This is a genomic window from Stutzerimonas stutzeri (assembly GCF_000219605.1).
In the GTDB taxonomy this organism is placed as follows: Bacteria; Pseudomonadota; Gammaproteobacteria; order Pseudomonadales; family Pseudomonadaceae; genus Stutzerimonas; species Stutzerimonas stutzeri.
Genome location: NC_015740.1, coordinates 2,752,418 through 2,775,849, shown reverse-complemented (window position 1 = coordinate 2,775,849; position 23,432 = coordinate 2,752,418). Strand labels below are relative to the sequence as shown.

Below are 23,432 nucleotides of genomic sequence, written 5' to 3'. Positions count from 1 at the left end.
GCGCGCCTAGCTCTGGCGCTCCGCTGCATGCAACATCGTCCATAGGTCCTGCGCAGGCAGCGGATGGCTCATGTGGAAACCTTGCACCTCCGTGCAGCCGTCGTCGGTCAGCAGGCGCAGCTGTTCTTCGGTTTCCACGCCCTCGGCCGTCACCCGCATCCGCAGGCCACGGCCCAGCTCGATCAGGGCGCGGACGATGGAGTGATCTTCGATGGACTGGCCGATGCCGGCGACAAAGCTGTTGTCGATCTTGATCACGTCGAAGGGGTAGTGCCGCAAGGTGGTCAGGGACGAATAGCCGGTGCCGAAGTCGTCCACCGCGAGGCGAACACCCAGCGCCTTGATGCGCTTGAGCAACTCCAGGGTGTTCTGGGTTTCGCGCAGCAGTTCGCTCTCGGTCACCTCCAGTTCCAAGCGGTTGCCGGCAAGGCCGTTGTCCGCCAGTGCCTGGGTGATCTCTTCCAGCAGCCGATCATCATGCAGCTGAAGCGGTGAGAGATTGACCGATACCACCGTGTCGCCCGGCCAGCGCGCCGCCTGCTGGCAGGCCTGACGCAACACCCAGCGGCCGAGCGGGATGATCAGCCCGGTTTCCTCGGCCAGCGGGATGAACTGCTCGGGTAACAGCATGCCGCGTTGCGGATGATCCCAGCGCACCAGTGCCTCAGCGCCAATGATGTACAGGCCCTGGCTCTGGTAACGCGGCTGGTAGTGCACCTCGAGCTGCTGCTCGGTGATCGCCACGCGCAGTTCCTCTTCGCGGCGCAGCCTTTCATGCAGGCGCTGATCCATCTCCCGGCCGTAGGCGCGCCAGGTGCCTCTGCCGGCGTCCTTGGCCTGGTAGAGCGCGATGTCGGCGCAGCGCAACAGTTCATTGGCCTGGTTGGCGTCGGTCGGTGCCAGCGCCACGCCGATGCTGGCGCCGATGCTGATCTGCTGATCCTCGTAGATGAACGGAGCGCTCAGCGCATCGATGATTCGGTTGCACAGACGATCGATATCGTTGTCTTCGCCCATGCGATGGAGCACGACGACGAACTCGCCGCCGCCCAGGCGCGCCACCAGGTCGCCATCGCGGGTGCGCTCGCGCAGACGTGACGCGACGCCGATCAGCACCTCGTCGCCGGCCGCATGGCCAAGGGTGTCGTTCACCGGTTTGAAGCGGTCGAGGTCGATATACAGCAGCGTCAGGGTCGAGCCGCTACGCAGCGAGGCCAGGTTCTGCTCGAGGTAATCACGCAGGCGACTGCGGTTGGGCAGCCCGGTCAGTGCGTCATGCTGCGACAGGTATTGAACCCGCGCCTGTGCCCGGGTCTCCTCGGTCACGTCGCTGGCGGTGCCGCGGTAGCCGAGCAGCTTGCCGTCGTGCTGGATGGTGCGCGCAGCCAGCCGGCAATAGCGCTCGCAGCCATCGGCGGCGCGGTAGCTGCTGCGCAGCGGTGCGCTGTGGGGCGCCTCTAGCCAATTTTGCAGCGCCGCGCTGTCGGTGATCAGCAGCTCCAGCAGCGGGCGGCCCAGCCACTGTGCCGGTTCGTGGCCGGTGATCTGCCGGAAACGGTTGGAAAGGAAGGTCAGGCGGGCTTGTTCGTCGGTCTCCCAGATCCAGTCGGAGGCCGCTTCCGCCACATCGCGGAAGCGCTCCTCGCTCTCGGCCAGCGCTGAGCGGCTGGAGGCGAGTCGTGCGTAGCTGACGTCGAGCAGGTGCATCACGCGCAGCGCATGGCGCACCAGCAGCCAGGCCAGCAGCCCTAGGCCGAGTGCCACGGCGCCGAGAACGGGCAGGGTGACCAGAAGCAGCAGGCGCCCCGGCTGTGGCGCCGTCCAGGTGAAGTGGACGGCTGTTCCATCCTCCAGCGCCTGGCTGATGATCGGCCCGGTCTGGTCCGACGGGTCGACGAGCAATCGCAACTGCTCCACAGCGTACTGCCCGCCGATAGCTTCCAACCGCGCCGTGTCGAGCACATCGACGAAGACGAGCGTGGATGGTGGTCCTTCGTGCTCTTCGATATCTGCCCCACCCGTGGCCAGCGACGCAGCCGCGACCACCGCGGGTTGCCCGTCGACCCAGAGCAGGGCCGAAGCGCCAGCGTCATTCTCAGCCGCAGCACGGGCCCGCGTCAGCAGCTCGGGCAAGCCGTGTTGCAGATACTGGAACGCATCCACCGACTGCAGCTTGCCCTGGATGACGGCGTACGGGGTTTCGCCCGTCGGGGTGATCACCAGTACCGCCTCGTAGTCGAAATCCTTGTACAGCGAAGGGCCAAGATTGGCCTGCGTGAATGCCCAGTTCACATCGACCTGCTGATTGAGGTGCACGTACGCGTCGCCCCAGAAGGCGTAGTCGACGATGGAGCGGTTCATCCATTCGTGCTGTGCCTGCAGCGCCTTGCCAGCGAGAAAACGGCTCTGTTGCAGGGCGTCCTGGTCGATCTTGCGGGCGATATGAACGACCGCGAAAGCGGCCGCGACGATTGCCGCCACCAGCAGCGCGACCATGCCGGGGAGAATGCGACGGGCAAAGATCGCCTTGGCCTTCGGGTTGGTCGGGCCGTCAACGGGGAGGGGAGATTGCATTAAGAAAGTCCTGCCAGAACTGCATGATCGCGGCAAACGGGCATAGTGCCACTATTGAGTGCGGCGGGCATCTGTAAACGTCTGCCGGTACCTGCGCCCGGCATCGGTCGGCGCTCAGCGGTCGCGCGACTCCTGTGCGTCGGCCTCGGCATTGCGCTGGGCAATACGCTTCTTCTGCTCGTCGGTGAGCGGAATTTTCCGGGCCGTGGAGCGCAACATCAACAGACTGCCGACGATCGAGCCGAGCGCGACGACCAGAATCAGCCAGAAATACCAGGGCATGGGTTCCTCCAGACAGGCGAGCGGTTTACGCACTTTACTTGGGTGCGCCCGAGCGGTCACCGTTTTGCTGATCATGCCTGTTTGGACCCTGCGCCGAGGCTTTCGTCGCATGGGACATTTTCTGCGACAATGCGTGCCGAATTTCTCGAGGACATGCCATGACCTGCCAGACTCCGATTATCGTAGCGCTCGACTTCCCCTCCCGCGATGCCGCACTGGCATTGGCCAGGCAGCTCGATCCGCGGCTGTGTCGGGTGAAGGTCGGCAAGGAGCTGTTCACTCGCTGCGGCCCGGCGATTGTCGAGGCGTTGCAGGCAATGGATTTCGAAGTCTTCCTCGACCTCAAATTCCATGACATCCCCAACACCACGGCGATGGCGGTGAAAGCCGCTGCCGAGCTGGGTGTGTGGATGGTCAACGTACATTGCTCCGGTGGCCTGCGGATGATGGCGGCCTGTCGCGAGACACTGGCCGGCATGTCCGGCCCCACGCCGCTGCTGATTGGCGTCACCGTGCTGACCAGCATGGAGCAGGATGATCTGGCCGGCATCGGGCTGGACGTCGCGCCGCAGGAGCAGGTACTGCGTCTGGCCGGTCTGGCCGCCCAGGCGGGGCTGGACGGACTGGTGTGTTCGGCCCAGGAAGCCGTGCCGCTGAAAGCGCAGTTCCCGGCGCTGCAACTGGCTACACCGGGTATCCGGCCCGCGGGCAGTGCCCAGGACGATCAGCGCCGGATTCTGACTCCGGCTCAGGCCATGGCGGCGGGGTCCGATTATCTGGTGATCGGTCGCCCGATCAGCCAGGCCGCGGACCCGGCGAGCGCGCTGGCCAACGTGGTAGCCGAGCTGGCGTAAGCGCGAACGAGAAGGCCGAGCCACTGGGCTCGGCCTGTGACTTCACCTCGTTACGCTCAGCTGACCTTAAGGACCAGCTTGCCGAAGTTGCCGCCGGTGAACAGCTTCATCAGTGTTTCGGGGAAGGTCTGCAGGCCCTCGATGACGTCCTCCTTGCTCTTGAGCTTGCCGCTGGCCAGCCACTCGGCCATGTCGCGCATCGCTTCGGGGTAGCGCGAAACGTAGTCGGTGACCACCATGCCCTCCATCCGTGCGCGGTTGACCAGCAGCGACAGATAGTTGGACGGGCCCTTCACCGCTTCCTTGTTGTTGTACTGGCTGATGGCGCCGCAGATCACTACCCGCGCGCCGACGCTGAGGCGCTGCAGCACCGTGTCGAGGATGTCGCCACCGACGTTGTCGAAGTACACGTCCACGCCGTTCGGGCACTCACGCTTGAGCGCCGCGGCCAGGTCCTCGTTCTTGTAGTCGATGGCGCCATCGAAGCCGAGCTTCTCGGTGAGGAACCGGCACTTGTCCGCGCCGCCAGCGATGCCGACCACGCGGCAGCCCTTGATCTTCGCGATCTGCCCGGCAATGCTGCCGACCGCGCCGGCGGCCCCGGAAATCACCACGGTCTCGCCGGCCTTCGGCTGGCCGACCGACAGCAGTGCGAAGTAGGCGGTCATGCCGGTCATGCCCAACGCCGAGAGATAGCGCGGCAGTGGTGCCTGTTGCGGATCGACCTTGTAGAAGCCCTTCGGCTCGCCAAGGTAGTACGCCTGCACGCCCAGGGCGCCGTTGACGTAATCACCTTCCTTGTAATCGGGATGCTGCGAGGCGATCACCTTGCCCACGCCCAGTGCACGCATCACCTCGCCGATGCCCACCGGCGGGATGTAGGACTTGGCGTCGTTCATCCAGCCACGCATGGCCGGATCGATGGACAGATACTCGACCTTGACCAGAATCTGATTCGGTCCGGGCTCGCCCAGCGGTTTCTCGACGAACTCGAAGGTCTCGCGGGTCGGTGCACCGACAGGTCGCTGGGCGAGCAGGAATTGCTGGTTGAGCAGGGTCATGAACGTTTGCCTCGTAGTTGCGAAAGGTTTGGTGTAGCTCGCCCGGCGCGCAGCTGCAAGGGACGTCGGAGCGCTGGAATGCACAGGCATCCACTTCGGTGATATGACCGCGGCGGCGGTGAAATGCCCGTACGCATGAGGGTATAAGTCTGACCGGGACGCCTGGCGTGGTCATTTCAGGCACAAAGCGAGTCGAAAATCTTCGGGAAGAACAATCATGAGCATGACATTCTCCGGCCAGGTCGCCCTGGTGACGGGCGCGGCGGCCGGCATCGGTCGCGCCACGGCGCTCGCATTCGCCCAGCAGGGGCTCAAGGTGGTACTGGCGGACATCGACGAGGCGGGCATACGCGACGGCGCCGAGGCCATTCGCGCCGCCGGTGGCGAGGCGATCGTCGTTCGTTGTGACGTGACGCGCGACGAGCAGGTCAAGGCGCTGATCGAGCAGACGCTGGCGCAGTACGGCCGCCTTGATTATGCGTTCAACAACGCCGGCATCGAGATCGAGCAGGGGCGTCTGGCCGAGGGCAGCGAAGCGGAGTTCGACGCGATCATGGGCGTCAACGTCAAGGGTGTCTGGCTGTGCATGAAGCATCAGCTGCCGGTCATGCTCGCCCAGGGCGGCGGCGCGATCGTCAACACCGCATCGGTCGCAGGGCTCGGTGCCGCGCCGAAGATGAGCATCTATGCGGCATCCAAGCATGCGGTGATCGGCCTGACCAAGTCGGCGGCGATCGAGTACGCCAAGAAGCAGATTCGCGTGAACGCCGTCTGCCCGGCGGTGATCGATACTGACATGTTCCGCCGCGCCTATGAAGCCGACCCGCGCAAAGCGGAGTTCGCGGCCGCCATGCACCCGGTCGGGCGCATCGGCAAGGTGGAGGAGATCGCCGCGGCTGTGCTCTATCTGTGCAGCGACGGCGCCGCGTTCACCACGGGCCACGCCCTGGCAGTGGATGGTGGTGCGACCGCGATCTGACGGCGCGCCCGGCGCGGCCAGGCCGGACACCCCTTTCAGCGCCGCTCAGTTGCGGCGGCGCAGAATCAGCAAGGTGATCACCCCCGCGATCAAGCCCCACAGCGCCGCGCCGATGCCGAACAGCGTCAGCCCCGATGCCGTCACCATGAAGGTGATCAGCGCCGCTTCGCGCTCGTTGGGTTGCTGCATCGCCTGGGTCAGCCCCGAACCGATCGAGCCGAGCAGGGCCAGCGCCGCGATGGACAGCACCAGCGCGGCCGGAAAGGCCGCGAACAGCGCCGCCAGCGTCGCACCGAAGATACCGGCGATGCCGTAGAACACGCCGCACCAGGCTGCTGCGGTGTAGCGTTTGCCTGGGTCGGGGTGCGCCTCCGGGCCGGCGCAGATCGCCATGGTGATCGCCGCCAGATGGATGCCGTGGGAGCCGAATGGGGCTAGCAGCACCGAGGCGATGCCCGTTGTCGAGATCAGTGGCGAAGCCGGCACCTGATAGCCCTCGGCGCGCAGCACGGCAAGCCCCGGCATGTTCTGCGAGGCCATCGCGATAACGAACAGCGGGATGCCGATGCTGAATACGGCAGCGAAAGAGAACGCCGGGGTGGTCCACACCGGCACCGCTATCTGCAGGCTGAAGCGCTGGATATCCAGCAGGCCGGTAACCCCGGCGATCAGGCAACCCACCAGCAGTGCGGCCAGCACTGCGTAACGTGGCTGCAGGCGCTTGGTCAGCAGGTAGCTGAAGCACATGCCGAGCACCAGCACCGGCTGGACACCAACGGCGCGGAAGATTTCGCTGCCGATGTTGAACAGCACGCCTGCCAGCAGCGCGGCGGCCAGGGACGCCGGTACCCGCCGCATAAGGCGGTCGAAGCTGCCAGTGATGCCGCACAGCGCGATCAAGGCCGATGCGAAGATGAAGGCGCCGATCGCTTCGGCATAGGGAACGCCGGGCAGGCTGGTGATCAGCAGCGCGGCGCCGGGCGTCGACCAGGCAACCACCACGGGCGTGCGATAGCGCAACGACAGGCCGATGCTGCAGATCGCCATGCCGATGGACAGCGCCCAGATCCACGACGAGATCTGTCCGGCGCTCAGCCCGGCCGCCTGGCCCGCCTGGAACATCAGCACCAGTGAACTGGTGTAGCCGGTGAGCATGGCAATGAAGCCGGCGACGACAGTGGATGGCGAGCTGTCGCTCAGAGGACGCAGGGCGCTGCGACTGATTTCGTTCATTCTTTGCTGTTCTTCTGCTGAGCGATGGGAGGCCGACGGCTGCCGCGGCCTATGGTACAAGCCTAGGGGGCTGCGCTGGCCAGCGTCCCGGTACAGCCAAAGGCGCGTTGGGCGTAACAGTCGGCAATGACTGCTGCCTGTCATCGCCCCGCCAGGCGCTTCACCTGCGAACTGGCACCCTTGTTGCTATCTAGTCTTTGCTCGCCGCGCGATGCGTCAAAAAAACCGCGGCTGTTGGAGGATTAGATGAGTCAGGGCGTTCAATTCAATCGCTTGATGCTGGAAATGCGGGCCATGCAGACCGATGCCATGGCGCGTTCCAAGCCGGAGGTCCAGACCCAGGAGGTCGGCGCGCCGAGCTTTTCCGACATGCTTGGCCAGGCGGTGAACAAGGTGCACGAAACCCAGCAGGTTTCGAGCCAGCTCGCCTCTGCCTTCGAGATGGGGCAGGGCGGTGTCGACCTGACCGAAGTGATGATCGCCTCGCAGAAGGCCAGCGTTTCCTTTCAGGCCATGACCCAGGTGCGCAACAAGCTGGTTCAGGCTTACCAAGACATCATGCAGATGCCGGTGTGAGGCGGATTGAATCATGGCTGAAGCGGTGAGCAACGTTCCGGTGCCGGCAACCCCCGAGGGTGGCAAGAAGCCCTTGCTGGGCCTGTCGTTCCTGGAAAACCTTTCGGAAATGTCCATGCTGCGGCAGATCGGCCTGTTGGTCGGGCTGGCGGCCAGCGTGGCGATGGGTTTTGCCGTGGTGCTCTGGTCGCAGCAACCCGATTACCGCCCGCTGCTCGGCAGCCTGGCGGGAATGGATGCCAATCAGGTGATGGAAACCCTCGCTGCCGCGGACATCGCCTATACCGTCGAACCCAATTCCGGTGCCCTGCTGGTCAAGGCCAATGATCTGGCGCGTGCCCGCCTGAAGCTCGCAGGCGCCGGCATCGCGCCGGCCGACAGCAACATCGGTTTCGAGATTCTGGACAAGGATCAGGGCCTCGGCACCAGCCAGTTCATGGAGGCGACCCGTTATCGCCGTGGCCTCGAGGGTGAGCTGGGTCGTACCATTTCCAGCCTGAACAACGTCAAGGGTGCTCGTGTGCACCTGGCGATTCCGAAAAGCTCGGTATTCGTGCGCGACGAGCGCAAGCCCAGCGCTTCGGTTCTGGTGGAACTCTATCCAGGGCGAGCGCTGGAGCCGAGTCAGGTGATGGCCATCATCAACCTGGTCGCCACCAGCGTGCCGGAGCTGAACAAGTCGCAGATCACCGTGGTCGACCAGAAGGGCAATCTGCTCTCCGACCAACAGGAGCTGACCGAGCTGAGCATGGCGGGCAAGCAGTTCGACTACAGCCGCCGCATGGAAAGCCTCTATACCCAGCGTGTGCACAATATCCTGCAGCCGGTGCTTGGCAGTGGCCGCTACAAGGCGGAAGTCTCGGCGGATGTGGATTTCAGCGCGGTTGAATCCACCTCGGAGACCTTCAACCCGGACCAGCCGGCACTGCGCAGCGAGCAGAGCGTCAATGAACAGCGCCAGAGCAGCCTGCCGCCGCAAGGTGTGCCGGGTGCCCTGAGCAACCAGCCGCCGGGCCCGGCTTCGGCTCCCGAGCAGGCCAATCAGGCTGCTGCGGCCGCCGGTGCCGTGGCGCCCGGCCAGCCGCTGGTGGACGCCAACGGTCAGCAGATCATGGACCCGGTGACCGGCCAGCCGATGCTGGCGCCGTTCCCGGCAGACAAGCGCGAGCAGGCCACGCGCAATTACGAGCTCGATCGTTCCATCAGCTACACCAAGCAGCAGCATGGCCGCCTGCGCCGCCTGTCGGTGGCGGTGGTAGTCGACGACCAGATGTCGCTCAATGCGGCTGGCGAGATGGTGCGCGTGCCGTGGAATGCCGACGATCTGGCGCGCTTCACCCGGCTGGTACAGGACGCCGTTGGCTTCGACGCCAGCCGCGGCGACAGCGTCAGCGTGATCAACACCGCCTTCGTCGCTGACAGCTTCGGTGAAACCTTCGAGGAGATTCCGTTCTACTCGCAGCCCTGGTTCTGGGATGTCGTCAAGCAGGTGCTCGGCGTGCTGTTCATCCTGGTCCTGGTGTTCGGTGTACTGCGCCCTGTGCTCAAGAGCCTGACCAATCCGAACGCCGGTAAAGAACTGCAGGTGGCCGGCATGCCCGGTGAACTGGGCGAGGACGAAGGTCTGGATGGCGGCCTGGCCAACGACAGGGTCAGCCTGAGCGGTCCGCAGAACATCCTGCTGCCAAGCCCCAGCGAGGGATATGAAGCCCAGCTGAACGCGATCAAGAACCTGGTGGCCGATGACCCGGGACGGGTAGCCCAGGTGGTGAAAGAGTGGATCAACGCCGATGAGTGACAATCGAGTTCCAGCCAAGCTCAACAAGGTCGACAAGGCTGCCATCCTGCTGCTCTCGCTGGGCGAGACCGATGCGGCGCAGGTGCTGCGCCACCTCGGTCCGAAAGAGGTCCAGCGCGTCGGTACGGCCATGGCGCAGATGCGCAACGTGCAGAAGGCACAGATCGAGCAGGTGATGAGCGAGTTCGTCGAGATCGTCGGCGACCAGACCAGCCTGGGCGTCGGCTCCGACGGCTACATCCGCAAGATGCTCACCCAGGCACTGGGCGAGGACAAGGCCGGCGGTCTGATCGATCGTATCCTGCTGGGCGGCAACACCAGCGGTCTGGACAGCCTGAAGTGGATGGAGCCGCGCGCCGTGGCCGATGTGATCCGCTACGAGCATCCACAGATCCAGGCCATCGTGGTGGCCTATCTCGATCCGGATCAGGCCGGCGAGGTGCTGTCCCACTTCGACCACAAGGTGCGCCTGGACATCGTGCTGCGCGTGTCTTCGTTGAATACCGTGCAGCCCGCCGCCCTGAAGGAATTGAATCTGATCCTGGAGAAGCAGTTCTCCGGCAGCACCAATACCAGCCGCGCCAGCCTGGGCGGCGTGAAGCGGGCGGCCGACATCATGAACTACCTGGACAGCTCCATCGAAGGTCAGCTCATGGACGCCATCCGCGAGGTGGACGAGGACCTGTCTAGCCAGATCGAAGACCTGATGTTCGTCTTCGACAATCTCGCCGAGGTCGACGACCGTGGCATCCAGGTGCTGCTGCGTGAGGTATCCTCCGACGTGCTGGTGATGGCGCTCAAAGGCGCCGACGACGGCATCAAGGAGAAGGTCTTCAAGAACATGTCCAAGCGCGCCGGTGAGCTGCTGCGCGACGATCTGGAGGCCAAGGGGCCGGTACGTGTCAGCGACGTGGAAAATGCCCAGAAGGAAATTCTCACCATCGCTCGTCGCATGGCCGAGGCCGGGGAAATTGTCCTGGGCTCCAAGGGCGGCGAAGAGATGATCTAACCAGGACAACACCTCACACATGGCGAAGGACAACCCCAGCGACCTCATTCGCGCGAAAGACGTCAGCCTGTTCGATCGCTGGTCGCTGCCCAGTTTCGACCCGCAGGGCGAGGAAGAGGAGCTGCCGTCAGCGCCCAGCGTGGAGGAAACGGTCGAAGAGTTGGCGCGTAGCGAGGACGTGCCGGTCGAGGAAGTCAAACCGCTGACGCTCGATGAGCTCGAGGCGATTCGCCAGCAGGCCTATAACGAAGGCTTCGCCACTGGCGAGAAGGATGGCTTCCATGCGGGCCAGCTCAAGGCCCGGCAGGAGGCCGAGGCGTCTCTGGCGCCGCGGCTGCAGAGCCTGGAGCGGCTGATGGAGCAGCTGCTCGAACCGATCGCCGATCAGGACCGCAACCTCGAGCATGCCATGGTCACGCTGGTCAGCCACATGGCGCGTGAGGTGATCCAGCGCGATCTGCTGATCGACTCCAGCCAGATTCGCCAGGTGCTGCGCGAGGCGCTGAAGCTGCTGCCCATGGGTGCCAGCAACGTGCGCATCCACGTCAATCCGCAGGACTTCGAGCTGATCAAGGCGCTGCGCGAACGCCACGAGGAAAGCTGGCGCATCCTTGAGGACAGCAGCCTGTTGCCAGGCGGCTGCCATATCGAAACCGAGCACAGCCGTATCGATGCCAGCATCGAAACGCGCCTGACCCAGGCCATCAAGCAACTGTTCGAGCAGCAGCGGGAGAACGCCACCCACCCGCCGGCTGCCGACCTGAATGTCGATCTGGACGTGTCCGATGCGCCTTGAGCGGGTCAGTTTCGCCAAACGTTTCGAAACCTATGAAGCGGCGATCAAGCTGCCCAGCCAACCGCTGCTTGAGGGCCGCCTGCTGCGCATGGTCGGCCTGACACTGGAGGCCGAGGGGCTGCGGGCGGCGGTCGGCAGCCGTTGCCTGGTGATCAACGACGACAGCTATCACCCGACCGAGGTCGAGGCCGAGGTGATGGGCTTCTCCAGCGGCAAGCTGTATCTGATGCCGGTCGGCAGCCTGGCCGGTATCGCGCCAGGCGCGCGGGTCGTGCCGCTGGTCAACACCGGACGCCTGCCCATGGGCATGTCCATGCTCGGTCGTGTGCTCGATGGCGCTGGGCGCGCCCTGGATGGCAAGGGCGGCATGCGCGCCGAGGACTGGGTGCCGATGGATGGTCCGGTGATCAACCCGCTCAAGCGCCATCCCATCAGCGAACCGCTGGATGTCGGCATCCGCAGCATCAATGGCCTGCTCACGGTCGGGCGCGGCCAGCGCCTCGGGCTGTTCGCCGGCACGGGTGTCGGTAAATCGGTGCTGCTGGGCATGATGACGCGCTTCACCGAGGCCGACATCATCGTCGTCGGGCTGATCGGTGAGCGTGGTCGCGAGGTAAAGGAATTCATCGAGAACATCCTCGGTGAAGAGAGCATCAAGCGCTCGGTAGTGGTCGCCTCGCCGGCCGACGATGCGCCGCTGATGCGTCTGCGCGCCGCGCAGTACTGCACACGTATCGCCGAGTACTTTCGCGACAAGGGCAAGAACGTGCTGCTGTTGATGGATTCACTGACCCGCTACGCCCAGGCCCAGCGTGAAATCGCCCTGGCCATCGGCGAGCCGCCGGCGACCAAGGGTTATCCGCCGTCGGTATTCGCCAAGCTGCCCAGCCTGGTCGAGCGCGCCGGCAATGCCGAGCAGGGCGGCGGTTCGATCACCGCGTTCTATACCGTGCTCTCCGAGGGCGACGATCAACAAGACCCGATCGCCGATGCCGCGCGCGGTGTACTCGACGGCCATATCGTGCTGTCGCGTCGGCTGGCGGAGGAGGGGCATTACCCGGCCATCGACATCGAGGCTTCCATCAGCCGGGTGATGCCGCAGGTGGTAAGCGCCGAGCACGTTCGCGCTTCGCAGCGCTTCAAGCAGCTCTGGTCCCGTTATCAGCAGAGCCGCGATCTGATCAGCGTCGGCGCCTACGTGCCGGGTGGCGATCCGGAGACCGATATGGCCATTGCACGCCAGGCCGAAATGGTCAGCTACCTGCGTCAGGGGCTCGATGAAAGCGAGGGGCTGAGCCAGAGTGCCGCGCAATTGGCTACGGTGTTCGCCCCCCGGCAGGCGGGCTAATCGATGGCGGCCAGTCGGGCAGCGCGCCTGGCGCCGGTCATCGAGATGGCCGAGCGCGCCGAGCGCGACGCCGCGCGGTTGCTGGGGCAGGCACAGACCCAGCTGACGCAGGCCGAGGGCAAACTGGCCGAGCTCGAGCAGTACTTCCGCGACTATCAGCAACAGTGGATGCAGCAGGGCAGCCAGGGCGTATCCGGCCAGTGGCTGATGAACTACCAGCGCTTCCTGTCCCAGCTCGAGTCGGCCATCGGTCAGCAGCAGCGTAGTGTCAACTGGTATCGCGACAACCTGCTCAAGGTGCGCCAGCAGTGGCACCAGCGGCACGCGCGGGTGGAAGGGCTGAGCAAGCTCATCGAAAGCTATCAGCGCGAAGCCCGTATCGCGGCGGACAAGCGCGAACAGAAACTGCTCGACGAATTCGCCCAGCGTCTGGCCGGTCGTTCACGGGAACACTGAGCGGCACCGGCTCTGTTTCGCGGCAGCACGAGGCGGCTCCGGCGGGATTCGTGCTTGCCGCGCCGAGGCTTGAATGATAAATCTTCACCCGTTCAACGCGGCGGTCGCCGATCGGGTTATGAATAGCGGTTCGGTCCCGCCCTGTCAGTTCGCTGGCCTGGATCGCTGCCTTTTCAGCCGGTGTGCGGCTGCCCAACTCGCATAATCAACGATGGCTGCCAACGAAGCGGCCGTCGAGATGTTCCGGATCAGGGAGTGCCACATGACCATTACCTCGCAGCCTTCGGCAGATGGGCAGGAGCTGACCATAGCCATCAGCGGACGCTTCGACTTCAATGCGCATCAGGCCTTCCGCGACGCCTACCAGCGTCAGGACGTGAGCCCGCAGCGTTATGTGGTCAATCTGCAGGGCACCACCTACATGGACAGCTCGGCGCTGGGCATGCTGCTGCTGTTGCGCGACCATGCCGGCGGCGACGAAGCCGACATCCGCCTGCTCAACTGCAGCCCGGACGTACGCAAGATCCTCTCGGTTTCCAACTTCGAACAACTGTTCGTGATCGCCTGACATGCCCATGCGGCTGTCGATCCTGATCGCCGAGGACAGCCCGGTCGATCGGATGCTGCTGTCCACCATCGTCGGCAAGCAGGGGCACCGGGTGCTCACCGCCGCCGATGGGCAGGAAGCGGTGGCCCTGTTCCAGCAGGAGCGTCCGCAACTGGTGTTGATGGACGCCTTGATGCCGGTGATGGACGGCTTCGAGGCGGCGCGGCAGATCAAGCGGTTGGCCGGGGACGAACTGGTCCCGATCATCTTTCTCACCTCGCTCAGCGAGAACCAGGCATTGGTCAGCTGCCTGGAGGCGGGCGGTGACGATTTCATCGCCAAACCGTACAACCCCATCATCCTCGAAGCCAAGATCCAGGCCATGCATCGCCTGCGCCGTCTGCAGGCCACGGTGCTCGAGCAGCGCGATCTGATCGCCCGGCGCAACCAGCAGCTGCTCGACGAACATCGTGCGGCCAAAGCGATCTTCGACAAGGTCGCTCACGCCGGTTGCCTGAGTGCGCCGAACATCCGCTACCGGCAGTCCCCGCAGGCGCTGTTCAACGGCGATCTGCTGCTGGCGGCCCACGCGCCGGCTGGGCAGATGTTCGTGCTGCTCGGCGATTTCACCGGCCATGGCCTGCCGGCGGCGATCGGCGCGATGCCGCTGGCCGAAACCTTCTACGGCATGGCCGCCAAGGGCTATTCCAGCACCGACATCCTTCGCGAGATCAATGCCAAGCTCAAACAGATCCTCCCGGTGGAGATGTTCTGCTGCGCCACGCTGCTGGATATCGATGCCAAGCAGGGCACCCTGCGCGTGTGGAACGGCGGGCTGCCGGATGGCTACCTGATTTCGGCCGATGGCCGGCGTACCGCGCTGGTTTCCCGGCATCTCCCGCTGGGCGTGGTGTCCGCGACGGCGCTCGATGACAAGTTCGAACACTACCCGCTGGCCCCCGGCGATCGCCTGCTGCTGCTTTCCGACGGCGTGGTGGAGAGCCGCAACGCCGCCGACGAGCTGTTCGGCGAGCAGCGGCTGCTGGCCGCCCTGGAAGCCAATCGGGATCCCGCGACGGTGTTCGACGAGATCGAACAGGCGCTCCTGGATTTCCATGGGCAGCCGCACGACGACCTCAGTCTGGTCGAGGTCGTGGTGAGCCGGGACGCGCTCCCTATGCCGCCGACTGTCTCGGCCACGGCGCATCGCTCCCGGCCAATGGACTGGTCGATCCGCGTCGAGCTGCGGGCCGAGAGCCTGCGCAACGGCAATCCACTGCCTTCGCTGCTGCAGATCCTGTTACAGGTCAACCAGCTGCGCTCGCGCGCCGGTGCCATCTACACGGTACTGGGCGAGCTGTATTCCAACGCGCTGGAGCACGGGGTGCTGGGGCTGGACTCGTCCCTCAAGTGCGATGCCGAGGGCTTCAAGCGCTACTACGAGCAGCGCCAGCAACGCTTGCAGTCGCTGGTGGACGGGCATGTTCATCTCGAGCTGACGATCAAGACCGACAGCACAGGCGGTCGCCTGCGCATCTGCATCGACGACAGCGGTGTAGGGTTCGATGTCAAAAAGGCGCTGCAAGTCCAGCTTGGCACCGATCGTTTCAGTGGCAGGGGGCTGCATCTGGTACGCCGGCTGAGCGACGGATTCGACTGGCAGTCGGACGGGCGCGGGCTGAGCGTGGAGTTCGTCTGGCAGGCTGAGGCATAATCCACCGCTTTCGACTGGAGTGCCGCGGTGTCCAACGCTCATCTCGACAGCGCCGTGCTGGCCACGCTGCAGGATGTAATGGAGAGTGAGTATCCGGCGCTGCTGGATACCTTTCTCGCCGATTCCGAAGAGCGGGTTCGGCTGCTTCGCCAGGCATGTCAGGCTGACCAGGCCGAGGCGCTGCGCCGTGCCGCACACAGTTTCAAAGGCAGCTGCAGCAACATGGGTGCGACCCTGCTGGCCGAATTGTGTCAGGAGCTGGAAACGGCGGCTCGGGAGGAGCAGCTGGGCAAGGCGCCGGCGCTCATCGAGTCCATCGAGCGCGAGTTCGCCATCATCGGCATCCTGTTTCGTGCCGAGCGCCAGCGCTACGGCTGAGCGGCCAATTCTCTGACGCAGCAGCTCGTCGCCGGCCAGGCGATGCGGCCGAACCTGCCCGTCAAGCGCGCGGTTCAGCTTGTTCCGACAGGGCATCGCTACGCTGGCCCGGAACTTGCTCCGTTTCCCGCCACGATCCATCCGTAGCGGAATCTCCTCATGGCCGTTTCCCCCGACCTGTTGCTCAAATCCCCGACCGTCGATGCGCGACCCAAAGCCGCGACCAAGGCGCCTGATACGCCGCGCGACGGTCGGGACAACGGCAACGCCAGCTTTTCCGATGTCTACGCCAAGGAGCGCCAGGCCAAGCCGGTCGACCGACCCGCGCGCAACGATGGCGCTCGTGACAAGTCCGTCGAGGACAAGGGGCGGCAAGAGGCCGCCGGCGCTACCAGTGACGAAAAGCCGGCGGTTGCCGAGAGCGGCAATCCCTTGCCTGCCGAAACGGTGACGGACGAGGCGCCCGACAGCGAGCTCGACCCATTGCTGCTGCTCGGTCTGGGCGCCCAGTTGGTGCCCGCGGAAGACGTACAGCCGGCGACGGATGCAGGCGGTGAGACGCTTCTGTCCGGCTTGCCGACCGCGCAGTCGCCGATTGCTGCCGCCATTGATCAGACGATGGAGGAGACACTCTCTGCGGGGCTGCCGACGCTGGACGAAGCGTCGAGCGCGCTGCCGAAGGCCGTCCAGGCACAACCACAGAACCCGCTCGCGGACGCTCAGGCAAAGGCCGAAGCGGATGACGGTTTCGCCAGTCTATTGGCCGGCCAGTCCGCCGATACGTCTGAAGAGCCAGAGCTGGAGCTGGCAACCAAGGAGCTTCTGGAAAGCCTCGAGGGGCCGAAGGAGAGCCGCAGCTCGAGTTCCGCAGACCCAGCTGCGGCTCGCCTGAACCCGTTGAGCCAGGCCATCGCCCAGCAGGTCCAGCAGCCGCAGCGACCGGCCCTGGTTCCTGGCCAGCCGGTGCAGATGCAGCAGGCCGGCTGGAGCGAGGCAGTGGTGGATCGGGTGATGTGGCTGTCCAGCCAGAACTTGAAGTCCGCCGAGATCCAGCTCGATCCGGCTGAGCTTGGTCGCATGGAAGTGCGGATCGATCTGACCAAGGATCAGGCCCAGGTGACATTCCTCAGCCCTCATGCCGGTGTGCGTGAGGCCCTTGAAGGCCAGATGCAGCGCTTGCGCGAAATGTTCACCCAGCAGGGCATGAACCTGATGGATGTCAACGTCTCCGATCAGTCCCTGGCCCGCGGCTGGCAGGGCGGTGGCGAGGGTGGTTCGTCCCGCGGCGGAGCTTCGGCAGAGGCCGAAGAAGAACTGCAGGTCGGTGTCAGCGAGATCGCCAGCAACCGGGCCACGGGCGATCGTGGCCTGGTGGATTACTACGCCTAAGGCGCCCCCCGCCAATATCTTCCGACGCCGGCGCAGCCTCAAGGCTGGCGCCGGCCTGTCGCCGCCCGTCGTGCTTGTCGCTGTCCCGGGCCTGGCGCAGAGGTTGCCGTCTTCGATTTCCTGATACCTTGTCCGAGCCGTATTTGGCTGGCGGCGTAGCCGTGCCGGTGAAAGGACGTTGGCACAGCTGTTGCTCCGAACTCGCAAAACCCACAACGAAACGCTGTTGATGACGGATATTTGGCATGGCTAAGAAACAGGCTCCCGCAGCGGTGCCGCCCACCGGGCCGGATGCGGCGCCAGCGGGCAAGGGGCGACTGAAACTCATCATCCTGATCGTGGTCGCCATGTTGGTGGCCGTAGGACTTTCCGTGGGCGGCACCCTGTACTTCATGAGCAAGGGCGACGATCTGGAAGGCAGCAAGACGCAGGAGGCGGCGACTACCGTTTCCGGCAAGCAGCCGGCCATCTACGAGGTGCTCATGCCGGCGTTCGTGGTCAACTTCAACCACAAGGGGCGGCAGCGCTACATGCAGGTGAGCATCGCTTTGATGTCACGTGATCAGGCGGCGCTGGATGCGCTCAAGGTGCACATGCCGCTGTTGCGCAATCGTCTGGTCATGCTGCTGTCCAGTCAGGATTTCGAGGCGTTGAAAACGCCGGTCGGCAAGGAGATGCTGCGTCAGCAGGCGACTGCCAGCGTGCAGGAGCTGGCGCAGAAGGAAATTGGCAAGCTTGCCATCGAGCAAGTGCTTTTCACCAACTTCGTATTGCAATAGAAGGCTGCCGCAGATGGCTGTTCAAGACCTGCTCTCGCAAGACGAGATCGATGCGCTCCTGCACGGGGTCGACGACGGTCTGGTGGATACCGAAAGCGATTCCGAGCCGGGGTCCATCAAGAGCTACGACCTGACCAGTCAGGACCGTATCGTGCGCGGGCGCATGCCCACGCTGGAAATGATCAACGAGCGTTTCGCCCGTTATACCCGCATCAGCATGTTCAACCTGTTGCGCCGCTCGGCCGATGTCTCGGTGGGCGGCGTCCAGGTGATGAAGTTCGGCGAGTACGTGCATTCGCTGTACGTGCCGACCAGCCTCAACCTGGTGAAGATGAAGCCGCTGCGTGGCACGGCATTGTTCATCCTCGACGCCAAGCTGGTGTTCAAGCTGGTGGACAATTTCTTCGGAGGCGACGGGCGCCACGCCAAGATCGAGGGCCGCGAGTTCACCCCGACCGAGCTGCGCGTCGTGCGCATGGTGCTGGATCAAGCCTTTGCCGATCTGAAGGAAGCCTGGCACGCGGTGCTGGACGTCAACTTCGAGTACGTCAACTCAGAGGTGAACCCGGCGCTGGCCAACATCGTCAGCCCCAGCGAGGTGGTGGTGGTGTCCACCTTCCACATCGAGCTGGACAGTGGCGGCGGCGATCTGCACGTGACCATGCCCTATTCGATGATCGAGCCGATCCGCGAGATGCTCGATGCCGGTTTCCAGTCCGATGTCAGCGACCAGGACGAGCGCTGGGTCAAGGCTCTGCGCGAGGACATCCTGGACGTCAATGTTCCGCTGGGTGCGACGGTTGTGCGCCGCCAGCTCAAGCTGCGCGACATTCTCAACATGCAGCCCGGCGATGTGATTCCCGTGGAAATGCCGGAAGACATGATCATGCGCGCCAATGGCATGCCGGCCTTCAAGGTCAAGCTGGGTGCCCACAAGGGCAACCTGGCATTGCAGGTGCTGGAACCCGTGGTTCGCCCACGCTGAACCAGCCCTTTACTCAATTCGAGCCGATCGAGGATTAGCGATGGCAGACGAACGCGACACTACATCCCCCGAGGAACAGGCGCTGGCCGACGAGTGGGCCGCGGCCCTGGCCGAGGCGGGCGATGCCTCCCAGGACGATATCGATGCGCTGCTGAACCAAGGGCCGGCAGCGGCGGCGCCCGCCGCACCCGCGGCGCCGCGCGCGCCGCTGGAGGATTTTGCCAGTGCGCCGAAATCCAATGGTATGCAGCTGGGGCTGGACGGCCCGAACCTGGACGTCATCCTCGACATTCCCGTATCGATTTCGATGGAGGTCGGCAGTACCGAGATCAGCATCCGCAATCTGCTGCAGCTCAATCAGGGCTCGGTGGTGGAGCTCGATCGACTGGCCGGCGAGCCACTGGACGTACTGGTCAATGGGACGCTGATCGCCCACGGCGAAGTGGTGGTGGTCAACGAGAAGTTCGGTATCCGGCTGACCGATGTGATCAGCCCCACCGAACGCATCAAGAAGTTGCGCTGACATGCGTGGCCTGGCAATTCTGGCCGCGCTCGTGTCGCTTCCGGTGTGGGCGGCGGAGCCGGCAACGAGCATGAGCAGCGCGGGCATGGGTGCGCAGCTGAGCAAGCTGTTGCTCGGCCTGCTGCTGGTGATCGGTCTGATCTTCGTGCTGGCCTGGCTGCTGCGCCGTGTACAGCAGCTCAATCCGCGTGGCGCCCAGGTGATCAAGCTGGTCTCCAGTCAGGCGCTGGGGCCGCGTGAGCGGCTGGTGCTGGTGCAGGTCGGTGGTGAGCAGATTCTCGTCGGCCTGAGTGGCGGGCGCATCACGCCGCTGCATGTGATGCGCGAGCCGGTGCACCTGCCGGATGCCGAGCCGGCCAACCCTGAATTCGCCCAGCGTCTGATGGAGCTGCTCGGCAAGGATCACAAGGACAAGCCTTGATGTTGCGCATTCTGCTGCTGGCCACGCTGATGCTGGTCGGCCCTCTGGCCATGGCGCAGGAGCCTTCCGGCATCCTGGCGCAGGGCAACAATCCGCTGTCGATCCCGGCGATCACCCTGACCACCGATGCCGAGGGGCAGCAGGAGTATTCGGTCAGTCTGCAGATCCTGCTGATCATGACGGCGCTAAGCTTCATCCCGGCGTTCGTCATGCTGATGACCAGCTTCACCCGGATCATCATCGTCTTCTCGATCCTGCGTCAGGCGCTGGGGCTGCAACAGACGCCGTCGAACCAGATCCTCATCGGCCTGACGCTGTTCCTCACCCTGTTCATCATGGCGCCGGTGTTCGACCGGATTAACCAGGACGCGCTGCAGCCCTATCTGAGCGAGCAGATTCCGGCACAGGAGGCGATCGCCCGCGCCGAAGTACCGCTGAAGAACTTCATGCTGGCGCAGACCCGCGAGAGCGACCTGGAGCTGTTCGTGCGGCTGTCGCAGCGCACCGACATCGCCTCGCCGGAAGCCGCACCGATGACCATCCTGGTCCCGGCGTTCGTGACCTCCGAGCTGAAAACAGCGTTCCAGATCGGTTTCATGATCTTCATTCCGTTCCTGATCATCGACATGGTGGTGGCCAGCGTGCTGATGGCGATGGGCATGATGATGCTGTCGCCGCTGATCATCTCGCTGCCGTTCAAGATCATGCTGTTCGTGCTGGTGGACGGCTGGGGGCTGATCATCGGCACCCTGGCCGGCAGCTTCGGCACGCTTTAGGGAAGGACGCAGATGACTCCAGAAGTGGCGGTGGACCTGTTTCGTGAAGGCCTCTGGATGACCGCGATGATCGTCGGCGTGCTGGTGGTGCCCAGCCTGCTGGTCGGGCTGGTGGTGGCGATGTTCCAGGCGGCGACGCAGATCAACGAGCAGACCCTGAGCTTTCTGCCGCGCCTGCTCGTCATGCTGTTGACGCTGATCTGGGCCGGCCCGTGGCTGGTGCGCGAGCTGATGGAGTACACCCAGAACCTCGTGCACAACATTCCGTTGCTGATCGGGTAGGCGCGTGCTTGAGCTGAGCAATGCGCAGATCGGCGGCTGGGTAGGGCAGTTCCTCCTGCCGCTGTTTCGCATCGCCGCGTTGCTGATGAGCATGCCGCTGATCGGCACCCAGCTGGTGCCGGTGCGCGTGCGGTTGTATCTGGCGCTGGCCATCGCCCTGGTTCTGGTGCCGACCCTGCCGCCGATGCCGGTGGTCGAATCCCTGAGCCTGGCTTCGCTGCTGCTGATCGCCGAACAGCTGCTGATCGGCGTGATGTTCGGTTTCGTCCTGCAGCTGTTCTTCCATGTCTTCATCGTCTCGGGTCAGCTGCTCGCCATGCAGATGGGCCTGGGCTTCGCCTCCATGGTCGACCCGGCCAACGGCATCTCGGTGCCGGTGCTCGGCCAGTTCTTCAACATGCTGGTGATCCTGCTGTTCCTCTCGGTCAACGGTCATCTGGTGGTGCTGGAGATCCTCGCCGAGAGCTTCGTCACCTTGCCGGTGGGGGGAGGTCTGTCGACCAATCACTTCTGGGAAGTGGCGGGCAAGCTGGGCTGGGTGCTGGGCGCCGGGTTGCTGCTGGTGCTGCCGGCGATCACCGCGCTGCTGGTGGTTAACCTGGCGTTCGGTCTGATGACCCGGGCCGCGCCGCAACTGAATATCTTCTCCATCGGCTTTCCGCTGACCCTGGTGCTCGGTCTGATCATCGTCTGGATCGGCATGGCCGATATCTTCGCGCAGTACCAGATATTCGTCAGCGAGGCGCTGATGATGCTGCGCGAGCTGGCGGGTGCGCGCTGATGAGCCGTGCCCTGCACCTGACGGAGGTCGCTCATGGCTGAGAGCGAAAGCGGCGCCGACAAAAGCGAGGAACCCACAGAGAAACGGCTGCGCGAATCCCGCGAGAAAGGGCAGCTGGCGCGTTCCCGCGAACTCAGTACGGTGGCGGTGACGTTGGGCGGCATCGGCGGGCTGCTGGCGTCCGGTGGCGGCCTGGCGCAAACCCTGATGGCGATGATGCAGGGCACCTTCGAACTCAGCCGGGAAACGCTGCTGGACGAGGGCGCCATGGTGCGCCTGTTGATGGGCAGCGGGCTTATGGCGCTGGAGGCGATCATGCCGCTGTTGATCGCGCTGCTGATCGCGTCGATCGTCGGCCCGGTAGCGCTGGGTGGCTGGCTGTTTTCGGCCAAGGCGATGGCGCCCAAGGTCAGCCGGATGAACCCGGCCGCCGGCCTCAAGCGGATGTTCTCCACCAAGGCGCTGGTGGAGCTGCTCAAGGCGCTGGGCAAGTTTCTCGTCGTGCTCGGCGTTGCGCTGCTGGTGCTGTCGGCGTATCAGGATGACCTGCTGTCCATCGCCAAGCAGCCGCTGGACCTGGCCATCATGCACAGCGTCGAGATCGTCGGCTGGTGCGCCCTGTGGATGGCCTGCGGGCTGATCATCATTGCGGCGGTGGACGTGCCGTTCCAGCTTTGGGACAACAAGCAGAAGCTGATGATGACCAAGCAGGAGGTCAAGGACGAATACAAGGATTCCGAGGGCAAGCCGGAGGTCAAGTCGCGGATTCGCCAGCTGCAGCGCGAGGCTGCGCAGCGGCGCATGATGCAGGCGGTGCCCGAGGCCGACGTGGTGATCACCAACCCGACGCACTTCGCCGTCGCGCTGAAATACGACGGCGACAAGGGCGGTGCACCGCGGCTAGTGGCCAAGGGTGGCGACTTCGTGGCGCTGAAGATTCGTGAAATCGCCCAGGAGCACAAGGTGACGGTGCTGGAATCGCCGGCGCTGGCGCGGGCGGTGTATTACTCCACCGAACTTGACCAGGAAATCCCGGCTGGTCTCTACCTGGCGGTGGCGCAGGTGCTGGCGTACGTCTATCAGCTGCGCCAGTACCGTGCCGGCAAGGGACGGCGACCGGATCCGTTGAACGATGTGCCCATCCCGCCGGACCTGCGCCGCGACGAGTGAGGCCTAGCTCGCGGTGGTCGCCGGCTCGCCGTGTGTCCCAGCGTTACTCGATGACGCCGCAGGCGACCCGCGCACCGCCGCCGCCGAGGGGTTGCGGATGGTCGGAATGGTTGTCTCCGCCCTGGTGGACCATCAACGCCAGCCCTTTGATATCGCCGAGGCTCTTCAGTCGCGGCGCCAGCACCGGCTGACTGGCTTTGCCTTCACTGTCGACGTACAGCGCCGGGAGGTCGCCCATATGGCCGTCACCCCAGGGTTCGCCATGCTTGCCGCTGTTCTTCGGGTCCCAGTGACCGCCCGCAGCGCCAGCCGGGGTCTGCTTGCCGTCGATCTCGGCCGGCTCGCAACTGCCCTTGGCGTGAACGTGAAAGCCATGGGCTCCAGGCTGCAGGCCTGATAGCTCGGGACGGAAAACCAGCCCGTAGTCACTGCTTTCGATCTTGACGCTGCCGACCGATTCGCCGACGCCCTGGGCCGTCACGGTGTTCACCTTGACGTTCAATGTTTCAGCCTGAACGGCGACGGCAGTGCAGCCGGCCAGCGCGGCGATGATCCACTGTTTCATCTGAAGCTCCTTTGTACAAACGGCGACGGGCTGTCGCCGGTTGCTAGTGTGACTGCCAGTTGTCGGTGGCGTTCGCTGGTGCGGCGGCTCGTGGGTATGGCCTGGGGGCAGACCGTGCGGCGGGCTCTGCGACGGGCCGTCGAAGTTGGACTCCTT

Annotated in this window: 25 protein-coding genes; 20 read left to right on the top strand and 5 right to left on the bottom strand. The window is 64.6% G+C overall.

Annotated features, from left to right (window positions below; translation table 11 throughout):
* Nucleotides 1-6: 6 nt before the first annotated feature.
* Nucleotides 7-2,574 carry a bifunctional diguanylate cyclase/phosphodiesterase gene (locus PSTAB_RS12815; protein WP_013983235.1) on the bottom strand — a complete coding sequence of 856 codons (2,568 nt, stop codon included), beginning with the start codon at nt 2,572-2,574 and terminating at the stop codon, nt 7-9.
* Between the two features lie 114 nt (nt 2,575-2,688).
* Nucleotides 2,689-2,856: a DUF2897 family protein gene (locus PSTAB_RS20975; protein ID WP_011913707.1), complete on the bottom strand. Its 168-nt coding sequence runs from the start codon at nt 2,854-2,856 to the stop codon at nt 2,689-2,691.
* Between the two features lie 158 nt (nt 2,857-3,014).
* On the opposite strand from PSTAB_RS20975, the gene pyrF reads away from it, so the two are divergent.
* On the top strand, nt 3,015-3,710 hold the full coding sequence (gene pyrF / locus PSTAB_RS12810) for an orotidine-5'-phosphate decarboxylase (RefSeq protein WP_013983234.1): 696 nt from the start codon (nt 3,015-3,017) through the stop codon (nt 3,708-3,710).
* A 56-nt stretch (nt 3,711-3,766) separates the two neighbouring features.
* Here the strand turns inward: pyrF and PSTAB_RS12805 are convergent, their stop codons facing one another.
* Complete coding sequence (locus PSTAB_RS12805) at nt 3,767-4,771, bottom strand: NADP-dependent oxidoreductase (RefSeq protein ID WP_013983233.1); 1,005 nt, start codon at nt 4,769-4,771, stop codon at nt 3,767-3,769.
* A 217-nt stretch (nt 4,772-4,988) separates the two neighbouring features.
* Here PSTAB_RS12805 and PSTAB_RS12800 point away from each other — a divergent pair, with 217 nt between their 5' ends.
* Nucleotides 4,989-5,750 (top strand): SDR family oxidoreductase, encoded by a 762-nt coding sequence (locus PSTAB_RS12800; RefSeq protein WP_013983232.1) that lies wholly within the window; start codon nt 4,989-4,991, stop codon nt 5,748-5,750.
* 45 nt (nt 5,751-5,795) lie between these two features.
* Here the strand turns inward: PSTAB_RS12800 and PSTAB_RS12795 are convergent, their stop codons facing one another.
* A complete protein-coding gene (locus tag PSTAB_RS12795; protein WP_013983231.1) occupies nt 5,796-6,983 on the bottom strand; it encodes a benzoate/H(+) symporter BenE family transporter in 1,188 nt (395 codons plus the stop codon).
* Between the two features lie 246 nt (nt 6,984-7,229).
* On the opposite strand from PSTAB_RS12795, the gene fliE reads away from it, so the two are divergent.
* The 18 genes from fliE (at nt 7,230) to flhB (ending at nt 22,711) form a co-directional block, all read left to right on the top strand.
* Nucleotides 7,230-7,559 (top strand): flagellar hook-basal body complex protein FliE, encoded by a 330-nt coding sequence (fliE, locus tag PSTAB_RS12790; RefSeq protein WP_011913702.1) that lies wholly within the window; start codon nt 7,230-7,232, stop codon nt 7,557-7,559.
* Nucleotides 7,560-7,572: 13 nt separating this feature from the next.
* Complete coding sequence (gene fliF, locus PSTAB_RS12785; protein WP_013983230.1) at nt 7,573-9,357, top strand: flagellar basal-body MS-ring/collar protein FliF; 1,785 nt, start codon at nt 7,573-7,575, stop codon at nt 9,355-9,357.
* Nucleotides 9,350-10,366 (top strand): flagellar motor switch protein FliG, encoded by a 1,017-nt coding sequence (gene fliG / locus PSTAB_RS12780; protein ID WP_011913700.1) that lies wholly within the window; start codon nt 9,350-9,352, stop codon nt 10,364-10,366. Before fliF ends, fliG begins: the two co-directional genes overlap by 8 nt.
* A 19-nt stretch (nt 10,367-10,385) precedes the next feature.
* Nucleotides 10,386-11,162 carry a flagellar assembly protein FliH gene (gene fliH, locus PSTAB_RS12775; protein WP_011913699.1) on the top strand — a complete coding sequence of 259 codons (777 nt, stop codon included), beginning with the start codon at nt 10,386-10,388 and terminating at the stop codon, nt 11,160-11,162.
* Nucleotides 11,152-12,510 carry a flagellar protein export ATPase FliI gene (fliI, locus tag PSTAB_RS12770; RefSeq protein ID WP_013983229.1) on the top strand — a complete coding sequence of 453 codons (1,359 nt, stop codon included), beginning with the start codon at nt 11,152-11,154 and terminating at the stop codon, nt 12,508-12,510. The genes fliH and fliI overlap by 11 nt, the downstream gene beginning before the upstream one ends.
* Before the next feature lie 3 nt (nt 12,511-12,513).
* A complete protein-coding gene (fliJ, locus tag PSTAB_RS12765; protein WP_011913697.1) occupies nt 12,514-12,966 on the top strand; it encodes a flagellar export protein FliJ in 453 nt (150 codons plus the stop codon).
* Nucleotides 12,967-13,228: 262 nt separating this feature from the next.
* Complete coding sequence (locus PSTAB_RS12760; RefSeq protein WP_011913696.1) at nt 13,229-13,534, top strand: STAS domain-containing protein; 306 nt, start codon at nt 13,229-13,231, stop codon at nt 13,532-13,534.
* A gap of 1 nt (nt 13,535) precedes the next feature.
* Nucleotides 13,536-15,227 (top strand): ATP-binding SpoIIE family protein phosphatase, encoded by a 1,692-nt coding sequence (locus PSTAB_RS12755; protein WP_193384066.1) that lies wholly within the window; start codon nt 13,536-13,538, stop codon nt 15,225-15,227.
* Nucleotides 15,228-15,254: 27 nt separating this feature from the next.
* Nucleotides 15,255-15,605, top strand: a complete 351-nt coding sequence (locus PSTAB_RS12750) for an Hpt domain-containing protein (protein WP_011913694.1) — start codon at nt 15,255-15,257, stop codon at nt 15,603-15,605.
* A 159-nt stretch (nt 15,606-15,764) separates the two neighbouring features.
* Nucleotides 15,765-16,994, top strand: coding sequence for a flagellar hook-length control protein FliK (locus tag PSTAB_RS12745; RefSeq protein ID WP_013983227.1), 1,230 nt, complete (start codon nt 15,765-15,767; stop codon nt 16,992-16,994).
* 245 nt (nt 16,995-17,239) lie between these two features.
* Nucleotides 17,240-17,773 carry a flagellar basal body-associated protein FliL gene (gene fliL, locus PSTAB_RS12740; RefSeq protein WP_011913692.1) on the top strand — a complete coding sequence of 178 codons (534 nt, stop codon included), beginning with the start codon at nt 17,240-17,242 and terminating at the stop codon, nt 17,771-17,773.
* A gap of 13 nt (nt 17,774-17,786) precedes the next feature.
* Nucleotides 17,787-18,758, top strand: a complete 972-nt coding sequence (fliM, locus tag PSTAB_RS12735) for a flagellar motor switch protein FliM (RefSeq protein WP_013983226.1) — start codon at nt 17,787-17,789, stop codon at nt 18,756-18,758.
* A gap of 40 nt (nt 18,759-18,798) precedes the next feature.
* Entirely contained in the window at nt 18,799-19,281 is a 483-nt protein-coding gene (gene fliN, locus PSTAB_RS12730; protein WP_013983225.1) for a flagellar motor switch protein FliN, read from the top strand.
* A gap of 1 nt (nt 19,282) precedes the next feature.
* The gene (gene fliO / locus PSTAB_RS12725) at nt 19,283-19,702 is read left to right on the top strand and encodes a flagellar biosynthetic protein FliO (protein WP_041771780.1); all 420 of its coding nucleotides are present in this window, start codon (nt 19,283-19,285) and stop codon (nt 19,700-19,702) included.
* Nucleotides 19,702-20,478 carry a flagellar type III secretion system pore protein FliP gene (gene fliP, locus PSTAB_RS12720; protein WP_013983223.1) on the top strand — a complete coding sequence of 259 codons (777 nt, stop codon included), beginning with the start codon at nt 19,702-19,704 and terminating at the stop codon, nt 20,476-20,478. The genes fliO and fliP overlap by 1 nt, the downstream gene beginning before the upstream one ends.
* Nucleotides 20,479-20,490: 12 nt before the next feature.
* Nucleotides 20,491-20,760 carry a flagellar biosynthesis protein FliQ gene (fliQ, locus tag PSTAB_RS12715; protein ID WP_011913687.1) on the top strand — a complete coding sequence of 90 codons (270 nt, stop codon included), beginning with the start codon at nt 20,491-20,493 and terminating at the stop codon, nt 20,758-20,760.
* A gap of 4 nt (nt 20,761-20,764) precedes the next feature.
* Nucleotides 20,765-21,541, top strand: a complete 777-nt coding sequence (fliR, locus tag PSTAB_RS12710) for a flagellar biosynthetic protein FliR (protein WP_011913686.1) — start codon at nt 20,765-20,767, stop codon at nt 21,539-21,541.
* 33 nt (nt 21,542-21,574) lie between these two features.
* Complete coding sequence (gene flhB / locus PSTAB_RS12705) at nt 21,575-22,711, top strand: flagellar biosynthesis protein FlhB (protein ID WP_013983222.1); 1,137 nt, start codon at nt 21,575-21,577, stop codon at nt 22,709-22,711.
* Between the two features lie 43 nt (nt 22,712-22,754).
* Here the strand turns inward: flhB and sodC are convergent, their stop codons facing one another.
* Entirely contained in the window at nt 22,755-23,276 is a 522-nt protein-coding gene (gene sodC, locus PSTAB_RS12700) for a superoxide dismutase family protein (protein ID WP_013983221.1), read from the bottom strand.
* Between the last annotated feature and the right edge of the window lie 156 nt (nt 23,277-23,432).